The following is a 20956-nucleotide window of genomic DNA, read 5'->3' as shown; positions in this document are numbered from 1 at the left end:
AAAGGAGCACAACATTCATGGCTGATCAAATTACGTCTGCAACGGCAACGGCCAAGACGGTTCGGATTGCTGCTCGCAAAGCGCGCTTGGTAATCGACTTGATTCGTGGTCGCGATGTTGCTGAAGCACTGGCAATTCTTGAGTTCACACCTCGTTCCGGTTCTCCGATCATCGAAAAGGTACTCAAGTCTGCTATTGCTAATGCAGAACATAACTATGACTTAGATGCACAAAACCTTTATGTAAGCAAAGCTTATGTCAACGAAGGCCCGACCCTCAAACGGTTCCGTCCTCGTGCTAAGGGGAGCGCATCACCGATCAATAAACGGACAAGCCACGTTACCGTGGTTGTATCCGAAAAAGAAGCATAAGGAGGGATAACGCGTGGGTCAAAAGATTAATCCAACCGGTTTCCGTGTCGGTGTCATCCGTGACTGGGATGCCAAGTGGTATGCAGACAAAGACTTTGCTGACTACTTGCATGAAGACATTGAAATCCGAAACTTCATCAATAAGAAGCTGCAAGATGCTTCAGTATCACGTATTGAAATTGAACGTGCTGCAAAGCGCGTCAACATTTCCGTTCATACTGCTAAACCGGGTATGGTTATCGGTAAAGGCGGTTCTGAAGTTGAAAACTTGCGTAAGCAGCTCAATAAGCTGACTGGTCGCCAAGTTCACATCAATATTGTAGAAATCAAAAAACCTGATTTGGATGCCAAGCTTGTCGGCGAAAACATCGCGCGTCAGCTTGAACAACGGATCGCATTCCGTCGTGCAATGCGTCAAGCAATGCAACGTACCATGCGTGCCGGTGCTAAGGGAATCAAAACCCAAGCCTCCGGTCGTTTAAACGGTGCTGATATTGCACGTCGTGAACATTACAATGAAGGTTTGGTTCCGCTGCATACCTTGCGTGCCGATATCGACTATGCATGGGAAGAAGCAGCAACGACTTATGGCCGGATCGGGATCAAAACCTGGATCAATCGTGGTGAAATTTTACCTGAAAAGCCACAGCAAAATAATGCGAAAGGAGGGAAATAATCAATGTTAGTACCTAAGCGTGTCAAGCATCGTCGTGAATTCCGTGGGAAGATGCGCGGTGCAGCCAAGGGCGGCAAGAACGTTGACTTCGGCGAATATGGTTTGGAAGCATTGGAATCCCATTGGATCACCAACCGCCAGATCGAAGCAGCGCGTGTTGCAATGACCCGTTATATGAAGCGTGGTGGGAAAGTATGGATCCGCATTTTCCCTCACAAGTCCTACACCAGTAAAGGTGTCGGCGTCCGGATGGGTAATGGTAAAGGTGCACCAACTGGATGGGTTGCAGTCGTTAAACGTGAAAAGATCATGTTTGAAGTCGGCGGCGTGTCCGAGGCAGTCGCAAAGGAAGCTTTGCGTTTAGCATCCAACAAACTCCCAATCCGCACCAAGATCGTTTCACGCGAGGAAGTAGGTGGGCAATCAAATGAAGGCTAAAGAAATTACTGCATTAACCACTGCTGAGATGCTCGACAAAGAGAAGCAATATAAAGAAGAACTGTTCAACTTGCGCTTCCAACAGGCGACTGGCCAATTGGAAAACACCGCTCGCTTGAAGCAAGTTCGGAAAAACATTGCACGGATCAAAACGGTCCTTCGGCAACAGGAACTCAATAAATAATCGGAAAGGAGACATTTACCTTGGCAGAACGTAATTCTCGTAAAGTTTATCAAGGCCGCGTGGTCTCGGATAAAATGGACAAGACCATCACCGTGGAAGTCAGCACATATAACACACACCCTGTTTATGGCAAACGGGTTAAGTATTCCAAGAAGTTTTATGCGCATGACGAAGACAATAGCGCTAAAGTTGGCGATATTGTCCAAATCGCGGAAACTCGTCCTTTATCACGCAATAAGCGTTTCCGTTTATTGAATATTGTCGAAAAGGCAGTTATCATCTAATCATTTTTAGAGTGAAAGGAGGACCAAATCCGTGATTCAGCAAGAAAGTCGTCTTAAAGTAGCAGATAACTCAGGCGCGCGCGAAATCCTTGTCATTAAGGTACTTGGTGGTTCATACCGCAAGACCGGTAATATCGGGGACGTTGTTGTCGCAACTGTAAAACAAGCAACACCAGGTGGCGTTGTCAAGAAGGCTGATGTTGTTAAAGCTGTGATTGTTCGTACCAAGTCAGGCGCTCGCCGTGCTGACGGTTCCTACATCAAGTTCGATGAGAACGCAGCTGTCATCATCAATGCTGACAAGAGCCCACGTGGGACTCGTATCTTTGGACCTGTGGCACGTGAATTGCGTGACGGCGATTTCATGAAGATCGTCTCCTTAGCGCCCGAAGTGCTTTAATCATTCTGACCAAATAGGAGGTGCGATACATGAAGTTCAAAACTGGTGACAAAGTGCGGGTCATGCGCGGCAAAGATGCCGGCAAAGAAGGCCAGATCACGAAAGTCCTCAAGAGCGCTGACAAAGTCGTTGTTGAAGGCATCAACATGATCAAGAAGCACCAGAAGCCGAACAATACGAATCCGCAAGGCGGTATCATCGACAAAGAGGCACCTATTCACGTTTCAAACGTGATGCTTCTGGATCCTGAAACCAACAAGCCGACTCGCATCGGTTCTGAAGTTAAAGATGGCAATAAAGTGCGGATTGCTAAGAAGTCTGGCACCGCAATCGATAAATAATAGGGAAGGAGGACAAACTTTTTCATGGAGAATCGTCTTGAAGAACGTTATAGCAAAGAAATCGCCCCTGCATTGGTAAGCAAGTTCAACTATAAGAGCACCATGCAGGCACCTAAGATTGAAAAGATCGTTTTGAACATGGGTGTTGGTGATGCAACTCAGAATGCTAAGTTATTGGATGAAGCGGTAGAAGAATTGACGCTAATCTCTGGCCAGCATCCGCTGATCACCAAGGCCAAGAAGAGTATTGCCGGTTTCCGCTTACGTGAAGGTATGCCAATCGGCGCCAAGGTAACATTGCGCGGCGAACGCATGTATGATTTCTTAGATAAGCTGATCAATGTTTCCCTGCCGCGTGTTCGTGACTTCCACGGTATTTCCCCTAAGTCCTTCGATGGCCGCGGGAACTATACATTGGGTGTTAGAGAACAACTGATCTTCCCAGAAATCGATTACGATAAGGTTAATCGGGTTCGTGGGTTGGATGTTGTGATTGTTACAACGGCAAATACTGATGAAGAGGCACTCGAGTTGCTCACGCAAGTCGGGATGCCATTCGCCAAATAAGGGAGGTCCGCTACTTGGCTAAGAAGTCAATGATCGCTAAAAACAAACGGCCTGCAAAATTTGCAGTCCAGGAATATACGCGGTGCCAACGGTGTGGCCGTCCGCATTCCGTATATCGTAAATTCAAACTCTGCCGGATTTGCCTTCGTGAGTTAGCACATGCCGGCCAAATTCCAGGCATGCGCAAAGCTAGCTGGTAATCACTAGACAAAGGAGGTTAAATCAATGGTCTTGACCGATCCAATCGCAGATTACTTGACCCGGATCCGTAACGCTAATATGGTGCGTCACGAATCCTTGGTCGTACCTGCATCAAAGATGAAGAAAGACATTTCTGAGATTCTTAAACGTGAAGGGTTCATCCGTGACTACGAAGTTATCGATGATGACAAGCAAGGTGTGATCCGCATTTTCTTGAAGTATGGTAAGAACAATGAACGGGTTATTTCCGGCTTGAAGCGGATTTCCAAACCGGGTTTGCGCTCATACGTTAAGAGTGATGCTGTTCCTAAGGTTTTAAACGGTTTAGGGATTGCAATTATCTCAACTTCCGAAGGTGTTATCACCGATAAGGAAGCTCGTGCCAAAAACGTTGGCGGCGAAGTACTCGCTTACGTTTGGTAATTCATAACATCAAAAAGGAGGTGCCGATAAGTGAGTCGTATTGGTTATAAAGTCATCAAAGTCCCAGCCGGTGTTACTGTTACCAAAGATGGTGACAATATTACGGTTAAGGGCCCTAAAGGCGAATTGACCCGTCATTTTGCCCCGGAAATCGAATTACATCAGGAAGGCGACGAAATTAATTTCACCCGTCCCGATGATTCCTACAAGGCCATCCATGGTACGATGCGTGCCAACTTAAACAACATGGTCGTTGGGGTTACCGAAGGCTATAAGAAAGAAATGAAGCTGGTTGGTGTTGGATACCGTGCGCAGAAGCAAGGCGAAAAACTTGTTTTGAACGTCGGTTACTCACATCCAGTTGAAATGACCGCGCCAAAAGGTGTTACTGTTGAAGTCCCAAGCACCACTCAGATCATCATCAGTGGGATCTCAAAACAGGTTGTTGGTCAATTCGCAGCCGTTGTTCGTTCCGTCCGTGCACCTGAACCTTATAAGGGTAAAGGTATTCGTTATGTTGACGAACATGTCCGTCGTAAGGAAGGTAAGACTGGTAAGTAGTCGTAACCTTCAACAAATTTAACAAGAGGTGAACATTGTGATTTCAAAGCCAGATAAGAATAAGACTCGGCAACGGCGTCACGCCCGCGTACGAGGCAAGATTTCTGGTACGAGCGAGCGCCCACGCTTGAACGTTTTCCGTTCCAATAAAAACATCTACGCGCAATTAATTGATGACGTAGCGGGTGTGACGCTAGCAAGTGCCTCCACTCTTGATAAGGACATTAAAGATCCTGAAAACAAGACTGACGCGGCTGCTCAGGTTGGCGCATTGATCGCCAAGCGCGCAGTTGCAGATGGTCATAAAGTTGTGGTCTTTGACCGTGGTGGTTATCTGTACCATGGTCGCGTTGCCGCTTTAGCTGAAGCAGCACGTGAAAATGGCCTCGAATTCTAGAAAAAAGGAGGATAACCAACACATGGCATCATTTATCGATCCAAACCAATTGGACTTAGAAGACCAGGTCGTTGCCATCAACCGGGTTACAAAGGTTGTTAAAGGTGGTCGCCGTCTACGGTTTGCAGCAATTGCAATCGTTGGCGATAAGAACGGTCACGTCGGCTTCGCAACCGGCAAAGCCCAAGAAGTACCTGAAGCAATCCGTAAAGCTGTTGACGCAGCTAAGAAGAGCCTCATTGAAGTGCCAATTGTCGGCACCACGATTCCTCATGAAGTAATCGGCCACTTCGGCGCTGGTGAAGTTTTGCTGAAGCCTGCTGAAGAAGGTTCTGGGGTTGCTGCTGGTGGCGCTATCCGTTCCGTTATGGAACTTGCCGGAATCGCTGATATCACCAGCAAATCCCTTGGCCGTAACACACCAATCAATATGATTCGGGCAACAATGGATGGACTTACACAGTTGCGCACCCGCGAACAAGTTGCTGAATTACGCGGCGTTTCTGCGTCATCGCTTGAAGACTAGGAGGTAAACACATGGCTCAATTGAAGATTACTTTGACCCGTAGTGCTGCCCACCGTCTTCCTAAGCAACGTAAAATTGTGAAGGAATTAGGCTTAAATCGGGTGAACAGCTCGGTGATTAAACCAGACAACGCAGCCACTCGTGGTGCGATTTTCCAGATTTCACACTTGGTTTCGGTTGAAGAAATCAAAGATTAATACATTATTTCGACAAGGAGGTGCCCAAGAGTATGCAATTGCACGAATTAAAGCCGAGTGTCGGCTCCCGTCATGCCCGCAAGCGTCTGGGCCGTGGTACTTCTAGCGGTCAAGGTAAGACAGCTGGTAAAGGGACAAAAGGTCAATTGGCACGACAAGGCGGCAAGACGCGTCTTGGCTTCGAAGGTGGCCAGATGCCATTATTCCGCCGGATGCCAAAGCGCGGTTTCAACAACATTAACCGCAAAGAATATGCAATCGTTAACCTTTCCGATCTTAATCGCTTCGATGACGGTGCTGAAGTTACACCAGCAGCCTTGATCGATGCCGGGATTGTTAAGAACGAAAAGAACGGTGTTAAGTTGCTGGCAGACGGTAAACTTGAGAAAAAATTGACCATTAAGGTTGCAAAAGCTTCAACCGCAGCAAAAGCTGCCGTTGAAGCAGCTGGCGGTTCGATTGAGGTGATCTAATGCTGAGGACCCTAAAAAACGCGCTCAAGGTCAAAGACATCCGTAACAAGATCCTCTTCACTTTAGCGGTTTTATTGGTCTATCGATTAGGTACACTGATTGCGGTTCCCGGTGTTAATGCCAAGGCGCTGCAGTCAATCGGCTCGACAGGCTTGATCTCACTGCTGGATACTGTCAGTGGTGGCGGATTGGCACAATACTCCATCTTTTCGATGGGGGTTTCGCCGTATATTACGGCCCAAATTGTGGTTCAGCTGCTGCAGATGGATATCGTTCCGAAATTTGTCGAGTGGAGCAAGCAAGGGGAAGTCGGTCGGCGTAAGCTGAATCAAGTTACTCGTTATCTGACCATCGCTTTTGGGTTCTTTCAGGCAATTGGGATTACGGCCGGCTTTCAAACGTTAAGTTCGATGGGCTTGGTTAAAAATCCGTCCGTTAGTACCTATATCACAATCGGTATCATCCTTACAGGCGGCACAATGTTGCTGACGTGGATGGGTGAACAGATTACTGATAAAGGCCTTGGTAACGGGGTTTCGCTGTTGATCTTCTCTGGGATTGTGGCACGCCTGCCTTCAGGTCTCCAAGAGTTATATCGGGATAACGTTCAGGTATACTCTGGTTCTGAAATCTGGAAAGGAATTGCGTTTTTAGCAGCTTTGGCAGTCATCGTGATCCTGGTTATCACATTTGTCACCTGGGTGCAGCAAGCTAATTATAAAATTCCAATTCAGTACACTCGGCGCGTTACCAGCGCGGGCAGCAACAGTTACCTACCGCTTAAAGTTAACGTTGCCGGTGTTATCCCGGTTATTTTTGCGAGTTCCTTTATTGTGACGCCGCAAACAATTTTAATGGCTTTTCAGAAGAATCATGGGACTGACGGATGGTATCAAGTCATGACTAATGTCTTCAATATGCAAAAGCCAGCCGGAACTGCGATCTATACGCTTTTGATTATTCTGTTCACGTTCTTCTATGCGTTCGTTCAGGTTAATCCCGAGAAGGTCGCAGAAAACTTAACCAAACAAGGCAGCTATATTCCCGGTGTTTGGCCGGGTAAGGAAACCGAGAATTATATCTCACGGCTACTCATGCGCTTATCAACAGTGGGTGCTTTGTTCCTTGGTTTGGTTGCCTTACTGCCACAACTGGCTGCCAACATTTGGGGGCTGCCGCAATCAATCGGACTTGGTGGTACGAGCCTGTTGATTGTTGTCATGACCGCTATTGAATTGGTTCGCCAATTGGACGGCTTACTCATGAAGCGTGAGTACGTCGGATTTATTCGCGGCGATTTGGTTAAGAACGATAAGAAGTAAACGATATCAGAAGTCAGCCATTTTCAAAGGTTGACGCGTTAAAAGCAGCGTACAAACTGGCAAGTTTCAACGTTAAATCGTTTAGAAGCTGTTCACAGCAGTTTTAAATACATGCCAGCGCGTACAATTAGAGGAGGATGCAACGTGAATCTCATTTTAATGGGACTTCCCGGTGCAGGGAAAGGCACGCAGGCAGAACGGATTGAGGATACTTATCCGATAGCACATATTTCCACCGGAGATATGTTCCGAGCCGCGATGGCTGCTGGCACAGCATTAGGTAAGGAAGCAAAAGGCTTTATTGATAAAGGTCAACTGGTACCCGACTCGGTTACCAATGGCATTGTCAAGGAGCGCCTTGCTGAGTCCGATACCGATGCGGGCTACATGCTTGACGGCTTTCCGCGCACCATCCAACAAGCAGAGGCACTCGAAACGATCACAGCTGATCTTAAGAAGCCGTTAGATGCTGTTATCAATATTGATGTTGCGCCTGCAAAGTTAGTTGACCGCTTGTCTGGTCGGTTTATCTGTAAGACATGTGGTGCAACTTATCACAAAATCTACAACCCGCCAAAGGTTGCCGGCACATGTGATCGCTGTGGCGGCCACGAATTCTTCCAACGCGAAGATGATAAGCCGGAAACCGTTAAAAACCGTCTTAAAGTAAACATCGAGATGAATACGCCATTATTAGACTTCTACCAAAAGAAGGGTTTGCTCCACACTGTTAATGGTGATCAAGACATCGATAAGGTGTTTGCAGATATCAAGACGATTTTGGCTGCTGTGGCAAAGTAAGTGCTTGGACGATTGCACGCCCCTCATGACTGTTTTCAAAGTCGAAGAATTATGGTACAATATCGCGGTATGCGGTGAGTGCCAATCGGCCTCACCCTTTTCGCGCGTTAATAGAACCAATAATTTTTAGGAGGAAACACTTCGTGGCAAAAGACGATGTAATTGAGATCCAAGGCACCGTGACGGATACCCTACCCAACGCGATGTTCAAAGTCAAGCTTGAAAATGGTGCCGAGATCCTCGCCCATGTTTCCGGTAAAATTCGGATGCACTACATTCGCATTTTACCAGGTGACAAGGTGACGGTTGAACTTTCACCTTATGATTTGACCAAGGGCCGGATCACATACCGTTTCAAGTAGTTGCCAACTCAAGGAGGCTAAATTCTCATGAAAGTACGTCCATCTGTTAAAAAGATGTGCGAGCACTGCAAAGTGGTCCGTCGTAAGGGTCGGGTCATGATTATCTGCTCTGCAAACCCAAAGCATAAGCAACGCCAGGGATAATATAAATTAAAAAATAGGAGGTGTCATTGTACATGGCTCGTATCGCAGGTGTCGACTTACCACGTGGTAAGCAAATTGTCATTGCCTTAACTTATATCTATGGTGTCGGCAAGACAACCGCTCAAAAGGTTCTCAAGACTGCCGGTGTTCCGGAAGATGTTCGTCAAGATGACCTAACCCCAGAACAAGAAGACAAGATTCGTGCAGCTTTGGACTCATACAAAGTTGAAGGCGATCTCCGTCGTGAAGTGAACTTGAACATCAAGCGATTGATGGAAATCGGTTCATATCGCGGCATCCGTCATCGTCGTGGCTTGCCGGTTCGTGGACAAAATACCAAGAACAATGCTCGCACCCGTAAAGGGAAAAAAGCAACGATGGCAGGTAAGAAAAAATAATTAAAGGAGGTCATTGATCGATGGCAGGTAGAAAAACTACGCGGAAGCGCCGTGTCCGCAAAAACGTTGAATCTGGCGTGGCTCATATCCACTCAACCTTCAACAACACCTTAGTAATGATCACGGACCCTCGCGGCAATGCGATCGCTTGGTCCTCTGCTGGTGCACTCGGGTTTAAAGGTAGTCGTAAGTCAACACCGTTTGCTGCGCAGATGGCTGCTGAAGCTGCGGCGAAGGAATCAATGGAACATGGCATGAAGTCGGTTGAAGTTGCGGTTAAGGGCCCAGGCTCTGGTCGTGAAGCTGCAATCCGTTCACTTCAGGCAACAGGTCTTGAAGTTACTGCGATCCGTGATGTTACACCGGTTCCGCATAACGGTTCTCGTCCTCCAAAGCGTCGTCGTGTTTAATTGTTACCCTTCGACCGTTATGGCGGTCAGGCAGACAAATCTTCACTTCTCGTTTTGAAAGGGGTACAAACTAGATGATCGAATTCGAAAAGCCGAACATTACCAAAGTTGACGAAAGCACCAACTATGGCAAGTTTGTGGTTGAACCGTTGGAACGCGGCTACGGTACTACGTTAGGTAACTCGTTGCGGCGGATCCTTCTTTCTTCATTACCGGGCGCAGCTGTCAGCAGCATTCAAATTGATGGGGTACTTCATGAGTTCTCCACAATTGATGGTGTATTGGAAGATGTGACTCAGATCATTTTGAATATCAAGAAATTGGCACTCAAGATGAACACTGATGAAGATAAGAACATCGAAATTGATGTCAACGGTCCGGCTAAGGTAACTGCTGCTGATATCGTCGCTGATCCTGATGTTGAGGTCTTAAATCCTGAACAGTATATCTGTACTGTTGCAGACGGCGGGCACTTCCATGTACGTATGACCGTTAAAAAGGGTCGCGGGTATGTGGCAGCTGACCAGAATAAGTCTGATGACATGCCAATCGGTGTTTTGCCGATCGACTCGATTTTCACCCCGATCAGCCGGGTTAACTATCAAGTTGAAAGCACCCGTGTTGGCCGTCGGAATGATTTCGACAAGTTAACGCTGGATGTTTGGACTAATGGCTCAATCTCGCCACGTGAGGCCATCAGCTTAGCAGCGAAGATCCTGACTGAACACCTGGATATTTTCGTCAATTTGACGGATGAAGCTAAGAACGCTGAAATTATGGTTGAAAAAGAAGAAACGCACAAGGAAAAAATGCTTGAGATGACCATCGAAGAGCTTGACTTGTCGGTTCGTTCCTACAACTGCTTGAAGCGTGCCGGGATTAATACGGTCCAGGAGTTAACCAACAAAACAGAAGCCGATATGATGAAAGTTCGTAACTTAGGCCGCAAGTCACTTGAAGAAGTTAAAAACAAGTTGGCAGATCTTGGCTTAGGATTGCGTAAAGAAGACTAATTTCGAAAAGGAGGCCAATCCATGAGTTACCGTAAATTAGGGCGGACCAGCTCACAGCGTAAGGCAATGCTACGCGATTTGACAACGGATCTGCTGATCAACGAACGAATCGTTACAACCGAAGCCCGCGCTAAGGAAGTTCGTTCAACTGCTGAAAAAATGATCACCTTGGGCAAGCGTGGCGATTTACATGCACGCCGCCAAGCAGCAGCTTATGTGCGCAACGAAATTGCGAGTGTCGAAGAACAAGAAGACAGTGTGATTGTGAAGTCCGCTTTACAAAAACTGTTCAGTGACTTGGCACCAAAATACGCAGATCGCAAAGGCGGCTATACCCGCATTTTGAAGACTGCGCCACGTCGCGGTGACGGTGCACCAATGGTTATCATTGAGCTCGTCTAAATTCAGTTAAAAGGGCTGGCCCTCGAGGTCAACCAACTTTGATCATTTGATCGATGGAGCGTTACGATGATGGCAGGTTTAATCCTGCTTAGTCTAGCTTGAGAGCACCGGGCAACCGGTGTCTCCATCATTAAATGATTTTTTTGTGCAATCGCAAACTATTGCGATCAGCAGTCGGCATGTAAGCGACCATGGACGTGATACCCGTTTTGACCATGGTGTTCATGGCTCTTACATGTGGATTGCTGGGCTGGTGAGCGCGTTATGATGAAGTATGAACCAGCGCCTCGAAAGCAAGCGTAACCAAACTTGTTGCCGTAATTAAATCTATCAACTAAAAAGAATTCTCTTCGCCGACACGCGGAAGAGAATTCTTTTTAAATACTGGGGTCGAGTTAAAAAAGCATTAGCCTTAAAACAAAGCCAGCCATGACGCGCGGTAAATTGGTCCTCAATTCGCCAAACTTTCTAGCTCCATGCGCACTACTAATCCGATTTTTCCTGTATACTGCGACATAATGGAGGTCATGCTAATATGCGTACTTGGTTTCAATATCGAACGCCGCTGCAACTTGGCTTATTGTTGGTTGGCGGCTGGACAATCCTTTCAATCTTCTTTGTCGTTTTGATACTCGCATTTACGCCTGCAAATATGAGTATAGGTGGGCTGTTTATTCCCACTGTTTATCGGTTGGACAATGGGGCGGTGACTATCGACTGGTCTTCGTATCTGTGGCTTTTTGCGGCTTTATGTGGCTATTTAATGGGAGCACGCTTTAGACGAAGCAAGACACCATTTTCTTTAATGAAGGCCTATACACCGCTTATTGTTTTATGGTTCCTCGTGGTGGTTTTGGCGCAGTGGTACCCGCTTGCCAATCTGACGCATCCCCACTCATTGGATGGGTTTTTGTTACAGGTGATTCTTAACTTTAGCTGGGTGATGCCTGCCGGTAGTATTTCGCTACTTGTGGGTTTATCGGCAAAAGGTGGACGCTTAGCCCTCATGTTTTGGCTCATTTTCCTTATCCAAAGTCAATTCTATCGGCAATTGGTTGTCAATGGCCAGAGTCGGTTTGGGATTGTGATGTCTCATGTTGGAATGGTGCAAGTACAGGCATGGCTTCTAGGGCTGATTGCGTTGATTTTTACGGTCTTTTTCGGGTTTCTTTGTACCGATCCGGATATTACGAAAAGATGATTGAATTGGCTAATTAGTCCCGGCGGTCACTGAAACGACTAGCGGTACATCTCGTATTTGAAGTAGGGATCGTCCAACAATTCGGTAAAATATGGTATCATTGTTCGGTATACAAAGCGTAGGAAGAAGGGGCATTGTGGGCAACGTCATTCATGTTCAACACTTGAATTACACTTATCCGGAAGCAAAACGTCAAGCACTGACAGATGTGTCGTTTGATGTGGCTAAAGGTGAGTGGCTGGCAATTATCGGCCATAATGGTAGCGGTAAGAGTACGCTGGCGAAAAATTTAAATGGACTGCTGGCGCCAGAATCGGGCACGGTTGAAGTTGCCGGGATGACGCTTAGCGAAGAAACCGTGTGGGATATTCGCGCCAAGGTTGGGATTGTTTTCCAGAATCCGGACAATCAGTTTGTGGGTGCGACGGTTGCCGATGATGTGGCATTCGGATTGGAAAATTGCGGTGTCCCACGAGATGACATGATTCGCCGGGTGGATGAAGCCCTCAAACGCGTTGGCATGACGGCTTTTGCTGACCGGGAGCCGGCGCGGTTGTCTGGCGGCCAGAAGCAACGAGTGGCGATTGCCGGCATTATTGCCCAGCGCCCGGAGATTATTATCCTGGATGAATCAACATCAATGCTAGATCCGGCCGGTCGCCAGGAAGTGTTGGGTGTGATTCGGGAACTCAAAGATGAATTGGGGCTCACCGTTTTGTCAATTACCCATGATATTGATGAAGCGGCATCTGCGCATCGGATTATTTTACTTAATGACGGGAAGATTAACGAAATCGGAACGCCTAGCGAGATCTTTGCACATGGGACAGACCTATTGCGCTTAGGGCTTGATGTGCCGTATTCCGAGCGGTTAAAAGACGCCTTGATTCAGCGCGGTGTCACAATGCCAGAAGCATATTTGGACAATGAAAGGTTGGTAGACTACCTGTGGACATTACATTCGACCATGTGAGCTTTACGTATCAGGCAGGTACGCCTTTCGCTGGTGACGGGATCAAAGATGTTTCCGGAACCATTCATGATGGTAGTTATACGGCGATTATCGGCCACACCGGTTCGGGCAAGTCGACCATTTTGCAACACTTGAATGCATTACTAAAGCCGACTTCCGGAACTGTCACGATTGGCGATAAGGTCATCACTAATGAAACGAGTAATAAGAATCTGAAACCGTTGCGGCAAAAAGTTGGTATGGTTTTTCAGTTTGCCGAGAATCAACTGTTTGAACAAACCGTGGCTAAGGACATTGCTTTTGGACCGCAAAACTTTGGTGTGAGCGAGCAGGATGCTTTAGCGTTGGCGGATAAAATGATTACGATGGTCGGTCTGCCGCATGATGTATTAGAAAAGTCGCCATTTGATCTGTCTGGCGGGCAAATGCGAAGAGTGGCCATTGCCGGTGTGTTGGCCATGCAACCGGAAGTTTTGGTGCTGGATGAGCCGACAGCCGGTCTGGATCCGGCTGGGCGGCACGAAATGATGCAAATGTTTGAACGCCTGCATCGTGAAGAAGGGCAGACAATTGTGCTCGTGACCCACCAGATGGACGATGTGGCGGATTATGCCGACACGGTTTGGGTGATGGCAAAGGGACATTTGATCAAAACCGGAACGCCGCGGGAGATCTTTGCCGACTCGGCTTGGTTGAAGGCGAATCAGCTAGGGTTACCTAAAACCGCTCAAATGGCACAACAATTGACTGCAAAAGGGTTTCACTTTGATCCGCAGCCGTTAACCGAAGCCGAGTTGGCGGATCAATTGCTGCCACAGATCGGAGGTGGCCAGCGTGGATAAACTATTACTTGGACGCTATATTCCCGGCCATTCATGGATTCACGAGCTTGACCCCCGCACCAAGTTGATGGCGAGTTTCTATTATATCGGGATTGTTTTTCTAGCCAACAACTGGCAAACGTATTTAATGATGTTTGTGGCGACTTTGTTCATGATTTGGCTGTCCGGTATTAAACTTGGCTTCTTCTTGCGAGGCGTCCGGCCGTTAATCTGGCTGATCTTGTTTACCGTCGCTTTGCAGGTATTGTTTGTTCGTGGCGGTACGGTTTATTGGCATTGGGGTTGGTTATGGATCACGAAGCTAGGGCTGATTAATGGGGCCTTTATTTTCGTTCGTTTTGTGCTCATCATCTTTATGTCAACCTTGCTGACGCTAACAACCCAGCCGCTTTCACTGGCTGATGCGGTCGAGAGTCTGTTAAAACCGTTACGGGTTATTCACGTGCCGGTGACCGAGCTGGCCTTGGTTTTGCAAATTGCCTTGCGATTCGTGCCGACATTGATGGATCAAACCACTAAAATTATGAATGCCCAACGAGCGCGTGGCGTTGACTTTGGTGAAGGTAATATTTTTCAGCAAATGAAAGCTGTTGTTCCGCTACTGATCCCGTTGTTTGTTTCTAGCTTCACCACCGCTGACGAGTTAGCAACAGCGATGGAAGCCCGTGGGTATCAAGGCGGCGACAATCGAACCAAGTATCGGATCTTACGTTATCATCAGCGTGACTGGATTGCTGCGGGCGGTATGCTTGTCTTAACCGGACTTTTGCTGTTACTGCGCGCGTATTAGAAAGGAACCACTGTATTGACGCATTATAAAGTGACACTGGCTTACGATGGCACCAACTTTGCCGGCTATCAAGTTCAGCCCAAGCAGCGAACGGTTCAAGGTGTTCTGCAAAAAGCTCTGACGAAAATGGCAAAAGGGCAACCGGTGCATGTTGATGGCTCAGGCCGGACAGATTCAGGCGTGCACGCGCTAGGACAGGTCATTAGTTTTGATTACCCGGGAAATATTCCGGCTGAGTCGATGTTGCGGGCAATGAATTCACTGATGCCACTGGATATTGAAATCCTAAAAGCTGAAATTGTCGCGGCGGATTTTCATGCGCGCTATTCAGCGAAGGGAAAGCGATATCGGTATCGGGTGGCGCGTGGCTATTATACGAATCCGTTTAATCGCCTTTACACAGGACACTATCCTTATAAGTTGGATGTCAAGCGGATTGAGGTTGCGTTGAAAGATCTAGTTGGCACGCATGACTTCACGAGTTTTGCAGCTAGTGGCGGTGTGATTAAAGATAAGGTCCGAACAATTTATGAGGCGACGGTTGAAGAAGATCCGGCTGCCAATGAATTGGTTTTTGAGTTTTATGGTAATGGCTTTTTGTACAACATGGTGCGGATTTTAGTGGCAACGGCTTTGGAGATTGGCAACGGCCGGCGCGATGTTCATGATTTTCAACGGCTTTTTGAAGTTAAGGATAGGCAGCAGGCAAGAGGTACGGCCCCTGCTTCGGGATTGTACTTGAAGGAAGTTTATTATTGACCCTCACACACAAACTTTTTTATTGGCTTTGTGGTATTTCCCTGATCTTTTGCATTTTGAAGTACCGAGTTGACAAACTATGCAACCAAAAGAGGCTCTAAGGACTGGTAGGTCAGTCTTTAGAGCCTCTTTGCAAATGAATTCATCCTGCTGAAATTGACAGCTGGTTAGTCACGCCAAAATGCTTAAACAGCGCACACGAAATGAAATCTTGGTGCGTTAACGCGTGTAATGGCGAATGATGGCGTTCAAAGTTTTGGAAGCACCTTTTTTACCTGTGCCGTCTTCATAGTACTTGGTGAAACGCGGATCGGAGACGTACATGGCTGCCAGACCGCGGTGAGCTTTTTCGGAATATTGTTCAGATGGCCAGGTGAGTTGGAGAAACTGTTTGTGCAGTTTGAAAAGATGCTTGGCGGCAGCGGTGTTGTAATCGGTCGTACCAACGAGTGGCTTTAGTTCCTCGAGAATCTTCTGTTGCAGTGCGGTCAGCTGTGCGACTTGTGCTTGGGACATTTTGCGAAACTTCTCATTGCTGGCTTCGACGACATCCTCTCCGTATTGGTCCCGGACTTCTTTACCAAAATGTTCTTCATTGTGCTGAATGGCTTGTTGCTTAAAAGCAGCAAATTTTTCGTCGTCTGTCATGGTGTTAACCCCTTTTTCTAAAGTTTGATCCAAGGTTTGAAGTAGTAAGCTAAGTTGGTCGCGTTTGGCGGTGATGTGTTGCCGTTGCCGGATGAGCGCGGCGGTTAATTGGTCGGTTGGACCGTCAAGCAGCTGTTTGATTTGGCTGAGTGGCATTTCGAAAAGTTGTAAGAAGCGGATGACCTGCAGGCGGTTGACCTCAGCTTGCGTGTATTGGCGGTAATCATTGTTAGGATTGCGGGTTGGCTTTAGTAAGCCGATTTTGTCGTAGTAGCGTAGTGTGCGGATGGTCACACCAGCTAAGTCAGCGAGTTGCTTGGTTGAGTATGTCATTGACTGGCCTCCCTTGGATCAATTATAACTTTAAACGGTGACGTGGGGTTAGGGTCAAGGGGGGAAGGTGGATAGTGAGTTTGAGGTTTTGTGGTTGGTGGGTTGTGGAGGGCGTTCTCTTGGGGTAATTGGCGGGCCTGGTCGTACTTTTTATAAGCCGGTCACCGGTGCAAAAGTCTGCGTGTAGGGACATCAGGCGCAATGGCCAAGAGAAGAGGCTGGAAGCTTGCGGAGAACATTCTATTAGAGGCAATTAGTGGTTTTGCCATACTTTCTATAACGCGCTCGCAGTCGCAGAAGTCTACGTGTAAGGACCTCAGTCGCAATGGCCAAACCCAGGCCATTGCGACTGAGGCCACTTACACTCCGACTTCTAAGCGCTCCTGCTCGCGCTCACCCAAAAAGAACCGCGTCCCTTTTTGCAGGGGCGCGGTTCATGATGTTTAGTTTTGTGATCTTACTTCTTGAGAACCTTTTCTGCTAGGGCTTTGACCTCATCGTCGGACATGTCTAGGACTGGTTTCATTTCTTCTTCAGTCTTGATGGTATCACGGCTGTTCTTTTCCATGTAATAATCCCACAGCGCATCACGTACAGGTGCTTCGCTGTTGCTCCAGTCAAATACCTTGTTCATTGGTTCATCGAGAAACAATGTCTTTTCAGGATCTACTGTTGCCATAATGATTACCTCCATGATATAAACTCATTTTTGATACAAATTCATTATAAGCCTTTTGCTGGGCGATGATGCAAATTTTTAGCACTGTTTTTAAAAGAGTGCTAATTTGGCCTATCTGATAGCGCTTAGATGCTGCTGCTATGCGGAATAGCGGCAAACTTAAAATATTAAAAAAAGATTAAATCTACGCCGGATTCGGTGTGACTTTTTTGGCCGCTCTGTCTCTGAGTTGCTTGAGCTGACCATCGCGCATTTCATATAGCGTATCCACGTCATCCAGCAAACGCGTGTCGTGGGTGATCATGATGACGCCGCGTTTGGTTTTGTGGGCAATATCAGCCAGAAGTGCCACGACTTGCAGTGCGCGTTTGGTGTCGAGGCTGGCGGTCGGTTCGTCGGCTAAGATAATCTTCGGGTCGTTGTATAACGCACGGGCAATTGCAACCCGCTGTTTTTCGCCACCGGATAAAGCGGACGGATAATTGGCGGTCAGGTCGCTAATGCCGAGTAGGTCAAAGAGCTCGGTCATGGAGCGTTTGTGTTGGCGATGATGATTGAAACGGTCGACTAAGGCTAGCTGATCTTTAACGGTCAAAAAAGGAATTAGGTTGCTGGCTTGTAAGATAAAGCCAAACGTATTAAACCGCAGATCAGTCCGCTGGTGTTCATTAAAGTGCGTGGTGTCCTGACCGTTAATCACAATCTGACCGTCACTGGGTTGCTGGAGATTGCCGATAATCGTTAACAAGGTCGTTTTGCCTGAACCGGATGGCCCGATGACGGCGGCAAATTCACCGGCATGCAGCGTAAAGTCGGTGGGATGCAAGGCGACTACCGCCGTATGGCCACTGCCGTAAACTTTGCTGACTTGCTTGAGTTGAACCAGTGTGGTCATGTTACTCACCTCCAATCGCAGCTAAAGGATCAATGTGCAAAATCCGGCGTAGTGAGAATAACCCGCCAACCAGGGACATTAAAATTAAGGCGGCAGCGATCGCGATAAAAAGCGGCGGATTAGCATAAAATGGCATGGCTTTTGGTAAAATAAATTGCGTTAATCCTAACAGTCCGGCACCGATAGCAACGCCGGTGACCGCAAGCATCAGGATTTGCCAGAACAAAGCAGCAATAATTGCCCGCGTGCGAATACCTTGTGCCCGCATGACCCCGTACATGGCAATTTTTTGAATGGTTAAAATGTACATGAAGATGCCAATGATTAAGAGCATAATGCCAATCATTGCTCCGATCATTAAGGCAAAAGTCGACGTTTCAGCTGTATAGCCGGGGATGTTTTCGACTAAGGTTGCTTTGGAAATGGATTGGGTCTTGGCCGGAATATTTTTAAACGGCTTTGTACTGATCACCGCGGAGGCCTGTTTAACTTGGCGCTGTCCGAACTTTAGCTGCCGAAAAGTGCCTAAAGTTGTGTAAAATACAGGTACCGTGTAAAAGCGCCGGTCATGCGTCAACCCGACAATCCGATACGTTTGGCTGCTGCCGTTTAAAGTGATGCGATCACCTTGGTGCAAGCCATAAATGGTCACACTGTCATCCGCGAGTACCTCGTTGTGATGGATTGGCAGGCGTCCGCTTGTGACAGTCGGCTTCAGCTTGCCGTTGAGGTTGATGCCAAAGACGTTACTATTGACTTTCTTATCATTCGCGGTACTTTCCGCAACAACCGCCACTTGGCCGAGGACGGCGGTGTGCTTGGTGCTGACTTTGGTGATTTGATCCGCGCTCAATGTCGAACTCAGAAGATTTTTGTTGGCATATTTCGACAGGAGAACGTAATTACCCGGCAATGCGTCAATGGCGGTGCGATTGTTACGCGCTAAACCTGTAGCCAAACCGGTTAGAAAAAAGACCAGATAGGCAATTAAAACAAAGGTCGCCATGACGAGCAGATAGCGGGCTTTGTTGTGAATAATCTCTTTATACGCAAGGAACATCACGATCACCTCCATATTTAGTTTTGCACAATCAGTATATCACTTGTTTATCATATGATAAATGAAAAGGGCTTGGAAAAATGACACAACGAAATGACCAGAAGAAAGCGACCGTGCAGCGGATCTTAACCGCCGCTCAGGTATTATTTATGAATCACGGTTACACAGCGGTGACCACCCGAATGATCGCTGAAGCGGCTGACGTTCGCCAACCGCTGCTGTATCACTATTTTAAAACCAAAGAGGCCTTGTATCTTGCTGTTGTCATGGCGGTAAGTGAAGACATGGCAAGTAAAATTGCCCATGAACAAATAGATGCCCAAAATTTTGGCAAAAAAGTCAAGCGCCTCGGGCATTTACTCACCGATGACAACATGATGAACTTGCAACTCGTCTTACATGATGTCGGGAATTTAAGTTCTAAGGCACAGGCGGATGTTTTTCAGGCATGGCAAGTTGGCTTGTTGTCGCCGTTAGATCGGTTTTTTAGCACCTTTGACGAACAGCTGGCGCCGACATATCGCGTGCGTGACGTGACCCTCTATTTTTTAACCGTTTTAGCCGCTTATTTGCAGCCAACTGTTGGTACCAGTCGCGGGAACACTTTTCAAAATCAATTGTCGCTTGATCGTGCTTTGCAGATGTTTTGTACCGGTGTTTTGCGGCCCGAAGCCAATGGGGAAGGACACAAGGATTGAAGCATCGAGTGGAGTGTTGCAGACGAGTTATTAATGGAAGCAGCATTTTAAGCAGTATTTGAGGTAGACAAGCACATTTGGGGCAAGGAACAATTTGAAGCTATAAAAACGCGAACTGCGAGTGCAACTTTATAGTAGGATACTGAATTTTACATTGACTTGAGCGCTAATCGTTGGTATTCTAGTAGCTGGTATTGTTTGCCCCACGATAAGCCCCGGAAACTTAACGTGTTCAAACAAGCACAGAATTATGGAGGAAACAAATCGTGCGTACAACATTTTTGGCTAAGCCAGGTGAAATCGAACGTAAATGGTATGTGATCGACGCAACGGATATCGCGTTGGGCCGTTTATCATCTGTCGTTGCTTCGATCTTGCGTGGTAAGAACAAGCCGCAATTCACCCCAAACGTTGATACAGGTGACAATGTGATCGTTATCAACGCTTCTAAGTTAAAGTTGACTGGCAAAAAAGCCTCAGACAAGATTTACTATCGTCACAGTCAGCATCCAGGTGGTTTGAAACATGAAATCGCTGGGGATCTCTTGCGGGACAACCCGGCTCGTCTGGTTGAATACTCTGTTAAGAAGATGCTCCCGACCAAGAACACTCTTGGCCATCAGCAATTCTTGAAGCTTCATGTCTATGCTGGGGAGGAACACCCACATTTGGCACAGAAGCCAGAAGTACTCGACATTTCAAACTTAATCTAAGGAGGCAATTACTGTGGCACAAGTACAATACGCAGGTACAGGTCGTCGCAAGAACTCCGTTGCCCGGGTCCGTTTGGTTCCTGGTACCGGCAAGATCACAATGAACGGTAAAGACGTTCGCGACTACCTTCCATATGAAAACCTGATCACCGATTTAAGCCAACCATTTGGCATCACTGAAACTACTGGCAGCTATGACGTGCTTGTTAACGTTAATGGCGGCGGTTTCTCTGGCCAAGCTGGCGCAACTCGTCACGGCATTGCCCGTGCCTTGTTGACCGTTGATCCTGACTTCCGCGGCCCGCTTAAGAAGGCCGGCATGCTGACCCGTGACCCTCGTATGAAGGAACGGAAGAAGTATGGCTTGAAGAAGGCTCGTAAAGCTAGTCAGTTCTCCAAGCGTTAATTCGCCGAGAGCGACCGGCAAAATGGTGCATATTATATGCATCAACTTTGGAACCACCTGGACAGTTA

35 protein-coding genes are annotated in these 20956 nt (G+C 47.4%); 31 read left to right on the top strand and 4 right to left on the bottom strand.

The features are described from left to right. Positions 1-17: 17 nt before the first annotated feature. The 28 genes from rplV to truA all read left to right on the top strand — a co-directional run bounded on the left by rplV (position 18) and on the right by truA (position 15456). Positions 18-371 carry a 50S ribosomal protein L22 gene (rplV, locus tag ACWP87_RS12485; RefSeq protein WP_003567555.1) on the top strand — a complete coding sequence of 118 codons (354 nt, stop codon included), beginning with the start codon at positions 18-20 and terminating at the stop codon, positions 369-371. A gap of 13 nt (positions 372-384) precedes the next feature. Then, positions 385-1047: a 30S ribosomal protein S3 gene (rpsC, locus tag ACWP87_RS12480; RefSeq protein WP_005686718.1), complete on the top strand. Its 663-nt coding sequence runs from the start codon at positions 385-387 to the stop codon at positions 1045-1047. A gap of 3 nt (positions 1048-1050) precedes the next feature. Beyond that, positions 1051-1485 carry a 50S ribosomal protein L16 gene (gene rplP / locus ACWP87_RS12475; RefSeq protein WP_005686719.1) on the top strand — a complete coding sequence of 145 codons (435 nt, stop codon included), beginning with the start codon at positions 1051-1053 and terminating at the stop codon, positions 1483-1485. Beyond that, a complete protein-coding gene (gene rpmC / locus ACWP87_RS12470; RefSeq protein ID WP_005686721.1) occupies positions 1475-1669 on the top strand; it encodes a 50S ribosomal protein L29 in 195 nt (64 codons plus the stop codon). The genes rplP and rpmC overlap by 11 nt, the downstream gene beginning before the upstream one ends. 20 nt (positions 1670-1689) lie before the next feature. Beyond that, positions 1690-1953 (top strand): 30S ribosomal protein S17, encoded by a 264-nt coding sequence (gene rpsQ, locus ACWP87_RS12465; RefSeq protein WP_005686723.1) that lies wholly within the window; start codon positions 1690-1692, stop codon positions 1951-1953. A gap of 31 nt (positions 1954-1984) precedes the next feature. After that, positions 1985-2353: a 50S ribosomal protein L14 gene (gene rplN / locus ACWP87_RS12460; protein ID WP_003567546.1), complete on the top strand. Its 369-nt coding sequence runs from the start codon at positions 1985-1987 to the stop codon at positions 2351-2353. Positions 2354-2382: 29 nt separating this feature from the next. Beyond that, positions 2383-2694 carry a 50S ribosomal protein L24 gene (gene rplX, locus ACWP87_RS12455; protein WP_005686725.1) on the top strand — a complete coding sequence of 104 codons (312 nt, stop codon included), beginning with the start codon at positions 2383-2385 and terminating at the stop codon, positions 2692-2694. 24 nt (positions 2695-2718) lie between these two features. Continuing rightward, positions 2719-3261 (top strand): 50S ribosomal protein L5, encoded by a 543-nt coding sequence (rplE, locus tag ACWP87_RS12450; RefSeq protein ID WP_005686727.1) that lies wholly within the window; start codon positions 2719-2721, stop codon positions 3259-3261. Between the two features lie 14 nt (positions 3262-3275). Further along, on the top strand, positions 3276-3461 hold the full coding sequence (locus tag ACWP87_RS12445) for a type Z 30S ribosomal protein S14 (protein WP_005686730.1): 186 nt from the start codon (positions 3276-3278) through the stop codon (positions 3459-3461). A 25-nt stretch (positions 3462-3486) separates the two neighbouring features. Then, positions 3487-3885, top strand: a complete 399-nt coding sequence (gene rpsH / locus ACWP87_RS12440) for a 30S ribosomal protein S8 (RefSeq protein WP_003567538.1) — start codon at positions 3487-3489, stop codon at positions 3883-3885. A gap of 30 nt (positions 3886-3915) precedes the next feature. Then, the gene (rplF, locus tag ACWP87_RS12435) at positions 3916-4446 is read left to right on the top strand and encodes a 50S ribosomal protein L6 (RefSeq protein WP_005686731.1); all 531 of its coding nucleotides are present in this window, start codon (positions 3916-3918) and stop codon (positions 4444-4446) included. Between the two features lie 37 nt (positions 4447-4483). Continuing rightward, positions 4484-4843, top strand: a complete 360-nt coding sequence (rplR, locus tag ACWP87_RS12430; RefSeq protein WP_005686733.1) for a 50S ribosomal protein L18 — start codon at positions 4484-4486, stop codon at positions 4841-4843. A gap of 22 nt (positions 4844-4865) precedes the next feature. Further along, positions 4866-5369: a 30S ribosomal protein S5 gene (rpsE, locus tag ACWP87_RS12425; protein WP_005686734.1), complete on the top strand. Its 504-nt coding sequence runs from the start codon at positions 4866-4868 to the stop codon at positions 5367-5369. Between the two features lie 11 nt (positions 5370-5380). After that, positions 5381-5566 carry a 50S ribosomal protein L30 gene (gene rpmD / locus ACWP87_RS12420; RefSeq protein ID WP_005686735.1) on the top strand — a complete coding sequence of 62 codons (186 nt, stop codon included), beginning with the start codon at positions 5381-5383 and terminating at the stop codon, positions 5564-5566. A gap of 32 nt (positions 5567-5598) precedes the next feature. Continuing rightward, complete coding sequence (gene rplO / locus ACWP87_RS12415; RefSeq protein WP_005692118.1) at positions 5599-6039, top strand: 50S ribosomal protein L15; 441 nt, start codon at positions 5599-5601, stop codon at positions 6037-6039. Then, positions 6039-7361: a preprotein translocase subunit SecY gene (secY, locus tag ACWP87_RS12410; RefSeq protein ID WP_005686738.1), complete on the top strand. Its 1323-nt coding sequence runs from the start codon at positions 6039-6041 to the stop codon at positions 7359-7361. Before rplO ends, secY begins: the two co-directional genes overlap by 1 nt. A 144-nt stretch (positions 7362-7505) precedes the next feature. After that, the gene (locus tag ACWP87_RS12405; RefSeq protein WP_005686740.1) at positions 7506-8162 is read left to right on the top strand and encodes an adenylate kinase; all 657 of its coding nucleotides are present in this window, start codon (positions 7506-7508) and stop codon (positions 8160-8162) included. 143 nt (positions 8163-8305) lie between these two features. Continuing rightward, the gene (infA, locus tag ACWP87_RS12400; RefSeq protein WP_003567521.1) at positions 8306-8524 is read left to right on the top strand and encodes a translation initiation factor IF-1; all 219 of its coding nucleotides are present in this window, start codon (positions 8306-8308) and stop codon (positions 8522-8524) included. A 27-nt stretch (positions 8525-8551) separates the two neighbouring features. Further along, positions 8552-8668, top strand: a complete 117-nt coding sequence (gene rpmJ / locus ACWP87_RS12395; RefSeq protein ID WP_003567518.1) for a 50S ribosomal protein L36 — start codon at positions 8552-8554, stop codon at positions 8666-8668. A gap of 32 nt (positions 8669-8700) precedes the next feature. Beyond that, a complete protein-coding gene (rpsM, locus tag ACWP87_RS12390; RefSeq protein ID WP_005686742.1) occupies positions 8701-9066 on the top strand; it encodes a 30S ribosomal protein S13 in 366 nt (121 codons plus the stop codon). A gap of 20 nt (positions 9067-9086) precedes the next feature. Continuing rightward, positions 9087-9476 carry a 30S ribosomal protein S11 gene (gene rpsK, locus ACWP87_RS12385; protein WP_003567514.1) on the top strand — a complete coding sequence of 130 codons (390 nt, stop codon included), beginning with the start codon at positions 9087-9089 and terminating at the stop codon, positions 9474-9476. A 74-nt stretch (positions 9477-9550) separates the two neighbouring features. Continuing rightward, on the top strand, positions 9551-10489 hold the full coding sequence (locus tag ACWP87_RS12380; RefSeq protein ID WP_005686745.1) for a DNA-directed RNA polymerase subunit alpha: 939 nt from the start codon (positions 9551-9553) through the stop codon (positions 10487-10489). Between the two features lie 21 nt (positions 10490-10510). Next, a complete protein-coding gene (rplQ, locus tag ACWP87_RS12375) occupies positions 10511-10891 on the top strand; it encodes a 50S ribosomal protein L17 (RefSeq protein ID WP_005686746.1) in 381 nt (126 codons plus the stop codon). 535 nt (positions 10892-11426) lie between these two features. Continuing rightward, positions 11427-12092: a hypothetical protein gene (locus ACWP87_RS12370; RefSeq protein ID WP_014570124.1), complete on the top strand. Its 666-nt coding sequence runs from the start codon at positions 11427-11429 to the stop codon at positions 12090-12092. A gap of 136 nt (positions 12093-12228) precedes the next feature. Then, on the top strand, positions 12229-13065 hold the full coding sequence (locus tag ACWP87_RS12365) for an energy-coupling factor ABC transporter ATP-binding protein (protein ID WP_014570123.1): 837 nt from the start codon (positions 12229-12231) through the stop codon (positions 13063-13065). After that, positions 13041-13907 (top strand): energy-coupling factor ABC transporter ATP-binding protein, encoded by an 867-nt coding sequence (locus ACWP87_RS12360; protein WP_005686754.1) that lies wholly within the window; start codon positions 13041-13043, stop codon positions 13905-13907. Before ACWP87_RS12365 ends, ACWP87_RS12360 begins: the two co-directional genes overlap by 25 nt. Further along, positions 13900-14697 carry an energy-coupling factor transporter transmembrane component T family protein gene (locus tag ACWP87_RS12355; protein WP_005686756.1) on the top strand — a complete coding sequence of 266 codons (798 nt, stop codon included), beginning with the start codon at positions 13900-13902 and terminating at the stop codon, positions 14695-14697. The genes ACWP87_RS12360 and ACWP87_RS12355 overlap by 8 nt, the downstream gene beginning before the upstream one ends. Positions 14698-14712: 15 nt before the next feature. Then, positions 14713-15456 carry a tRNA pseudouridine(38-40) synthase TruA gene (gene truA / locus ACWP87_RS12350; RefSeq protein ID WP_014570122.1) on the top strand — a complete coding sequence of 248 codons (744 nt, stop codon included), beginning with the start codon at positions 14713-14715 and terminating at the stop codon, positions 15454-15456. 219 nt (positions 15457-15675) lie between these two features. Here truA and ACWP87_RS12345 read toward each other — a convergent pair whose 3' ends face one another. From ACWP87_RS12345 to ACWP87_RS12330, 4 genes are all read right to left on the bottom strand, one after another. After that, the gene (locus ACWP87_RS12345; RefSeq protein WP_014570121.1) at positions 15676-16437 is read right to left on the bottom strand and encodes a MerR family transcriptional regulator; all 762 of its coding nucleotides are present in this window, start codon (positions 16435-16437) and stop codon (positions 15676-15678) included. A 457-nt stretch (positions 16438-16894) separates the two neighbouring features. Then, entirely contained in the window at positions 16895-17116 is a 222-nt protein-coding gene (locus ACWP87_RS12340; protein WP_005686763.1) for a P8 family protein, read from the bottom strand. 184 nt (positions 17117-17300) lie between these two features. Then, a complete protein-coding gene (locus ACWP87_RS12335) occupies positions 17301-18011 on the bottom strand; it encodes an ABC transporter ATP-binding protein (RefSeq protein ID WP_014570120.1) in 711 nt (236 codons plus the stop codon). A 1-nt stretch (position 18012) separates the two neighbouring features. Next, positions 18013-19071 carry an ABC transporter permease gene (locus tag ACWP87_RS12330; RefSeq protein WP_005714589.1) on the bottom strand — a complete coding sequence of 353 codons (1059 nt, stop codon included), beginning with the start codon at positions 19069-19071 and terminating at the stop codon, positions 18013-18015. Positions 19072-19151: 80 nt separating this feature from the next. Here ACWP87_RS12330 and ACWP87_RS12325 point away from each other — a divergent pair, with 80 nt between their 5' ends. The 3 genes from ACWP87_RS12325 to rpsI all read left to right on the top strand — a co-directional run bounded on the left by ACWP87_RS12325 (position 19152) and on the right by rpsI (position 20888). Beyond that, positions 19152-19769, top strand: a complete 618-nt coding sequence (locus tag ACWP87_RS12325) for a TetR/AcrR family transcriptional regulator (protein ID WP_005711219.1) — start codon at positions 19152-19154, stop codon at positions 19767-19769. A 266-nt stretch (positions 19770-20035) separates the two neighbouring features. Then, positions 20036-20482, top strand: coding sequence for a 50S ribosomal protein L13 (gene rplM, locus ACWP87_RS12320; RefSeq protein ID WP_005686771.1), 447 nt, complete (start codon positions 20036-20038; stop codon positions 20480-20482). Positions 20483-20495: 13 nt separating this feature from the next. After that, on the top strand, positions 20496-20888 hold the full coding sequence (rpsI, locus tag ACWP87_RS12315; RefSeq protein WP_003567483.1) for a 30S ribosomal protein S9: 393 nt from the start codon (positions 20496-20498) through the stop codon (positions 20886-20888). Positions 20889-20956: the final 68 nt, after the last annotated feature.

The organism is Lacticaseibacillus sp. 22 (assembly GCF_055413445.1).
Note: the sequence above shows the minus strand (reverse complement) of the source record. Positions and strands in the feature narration are given on the sequence as shown.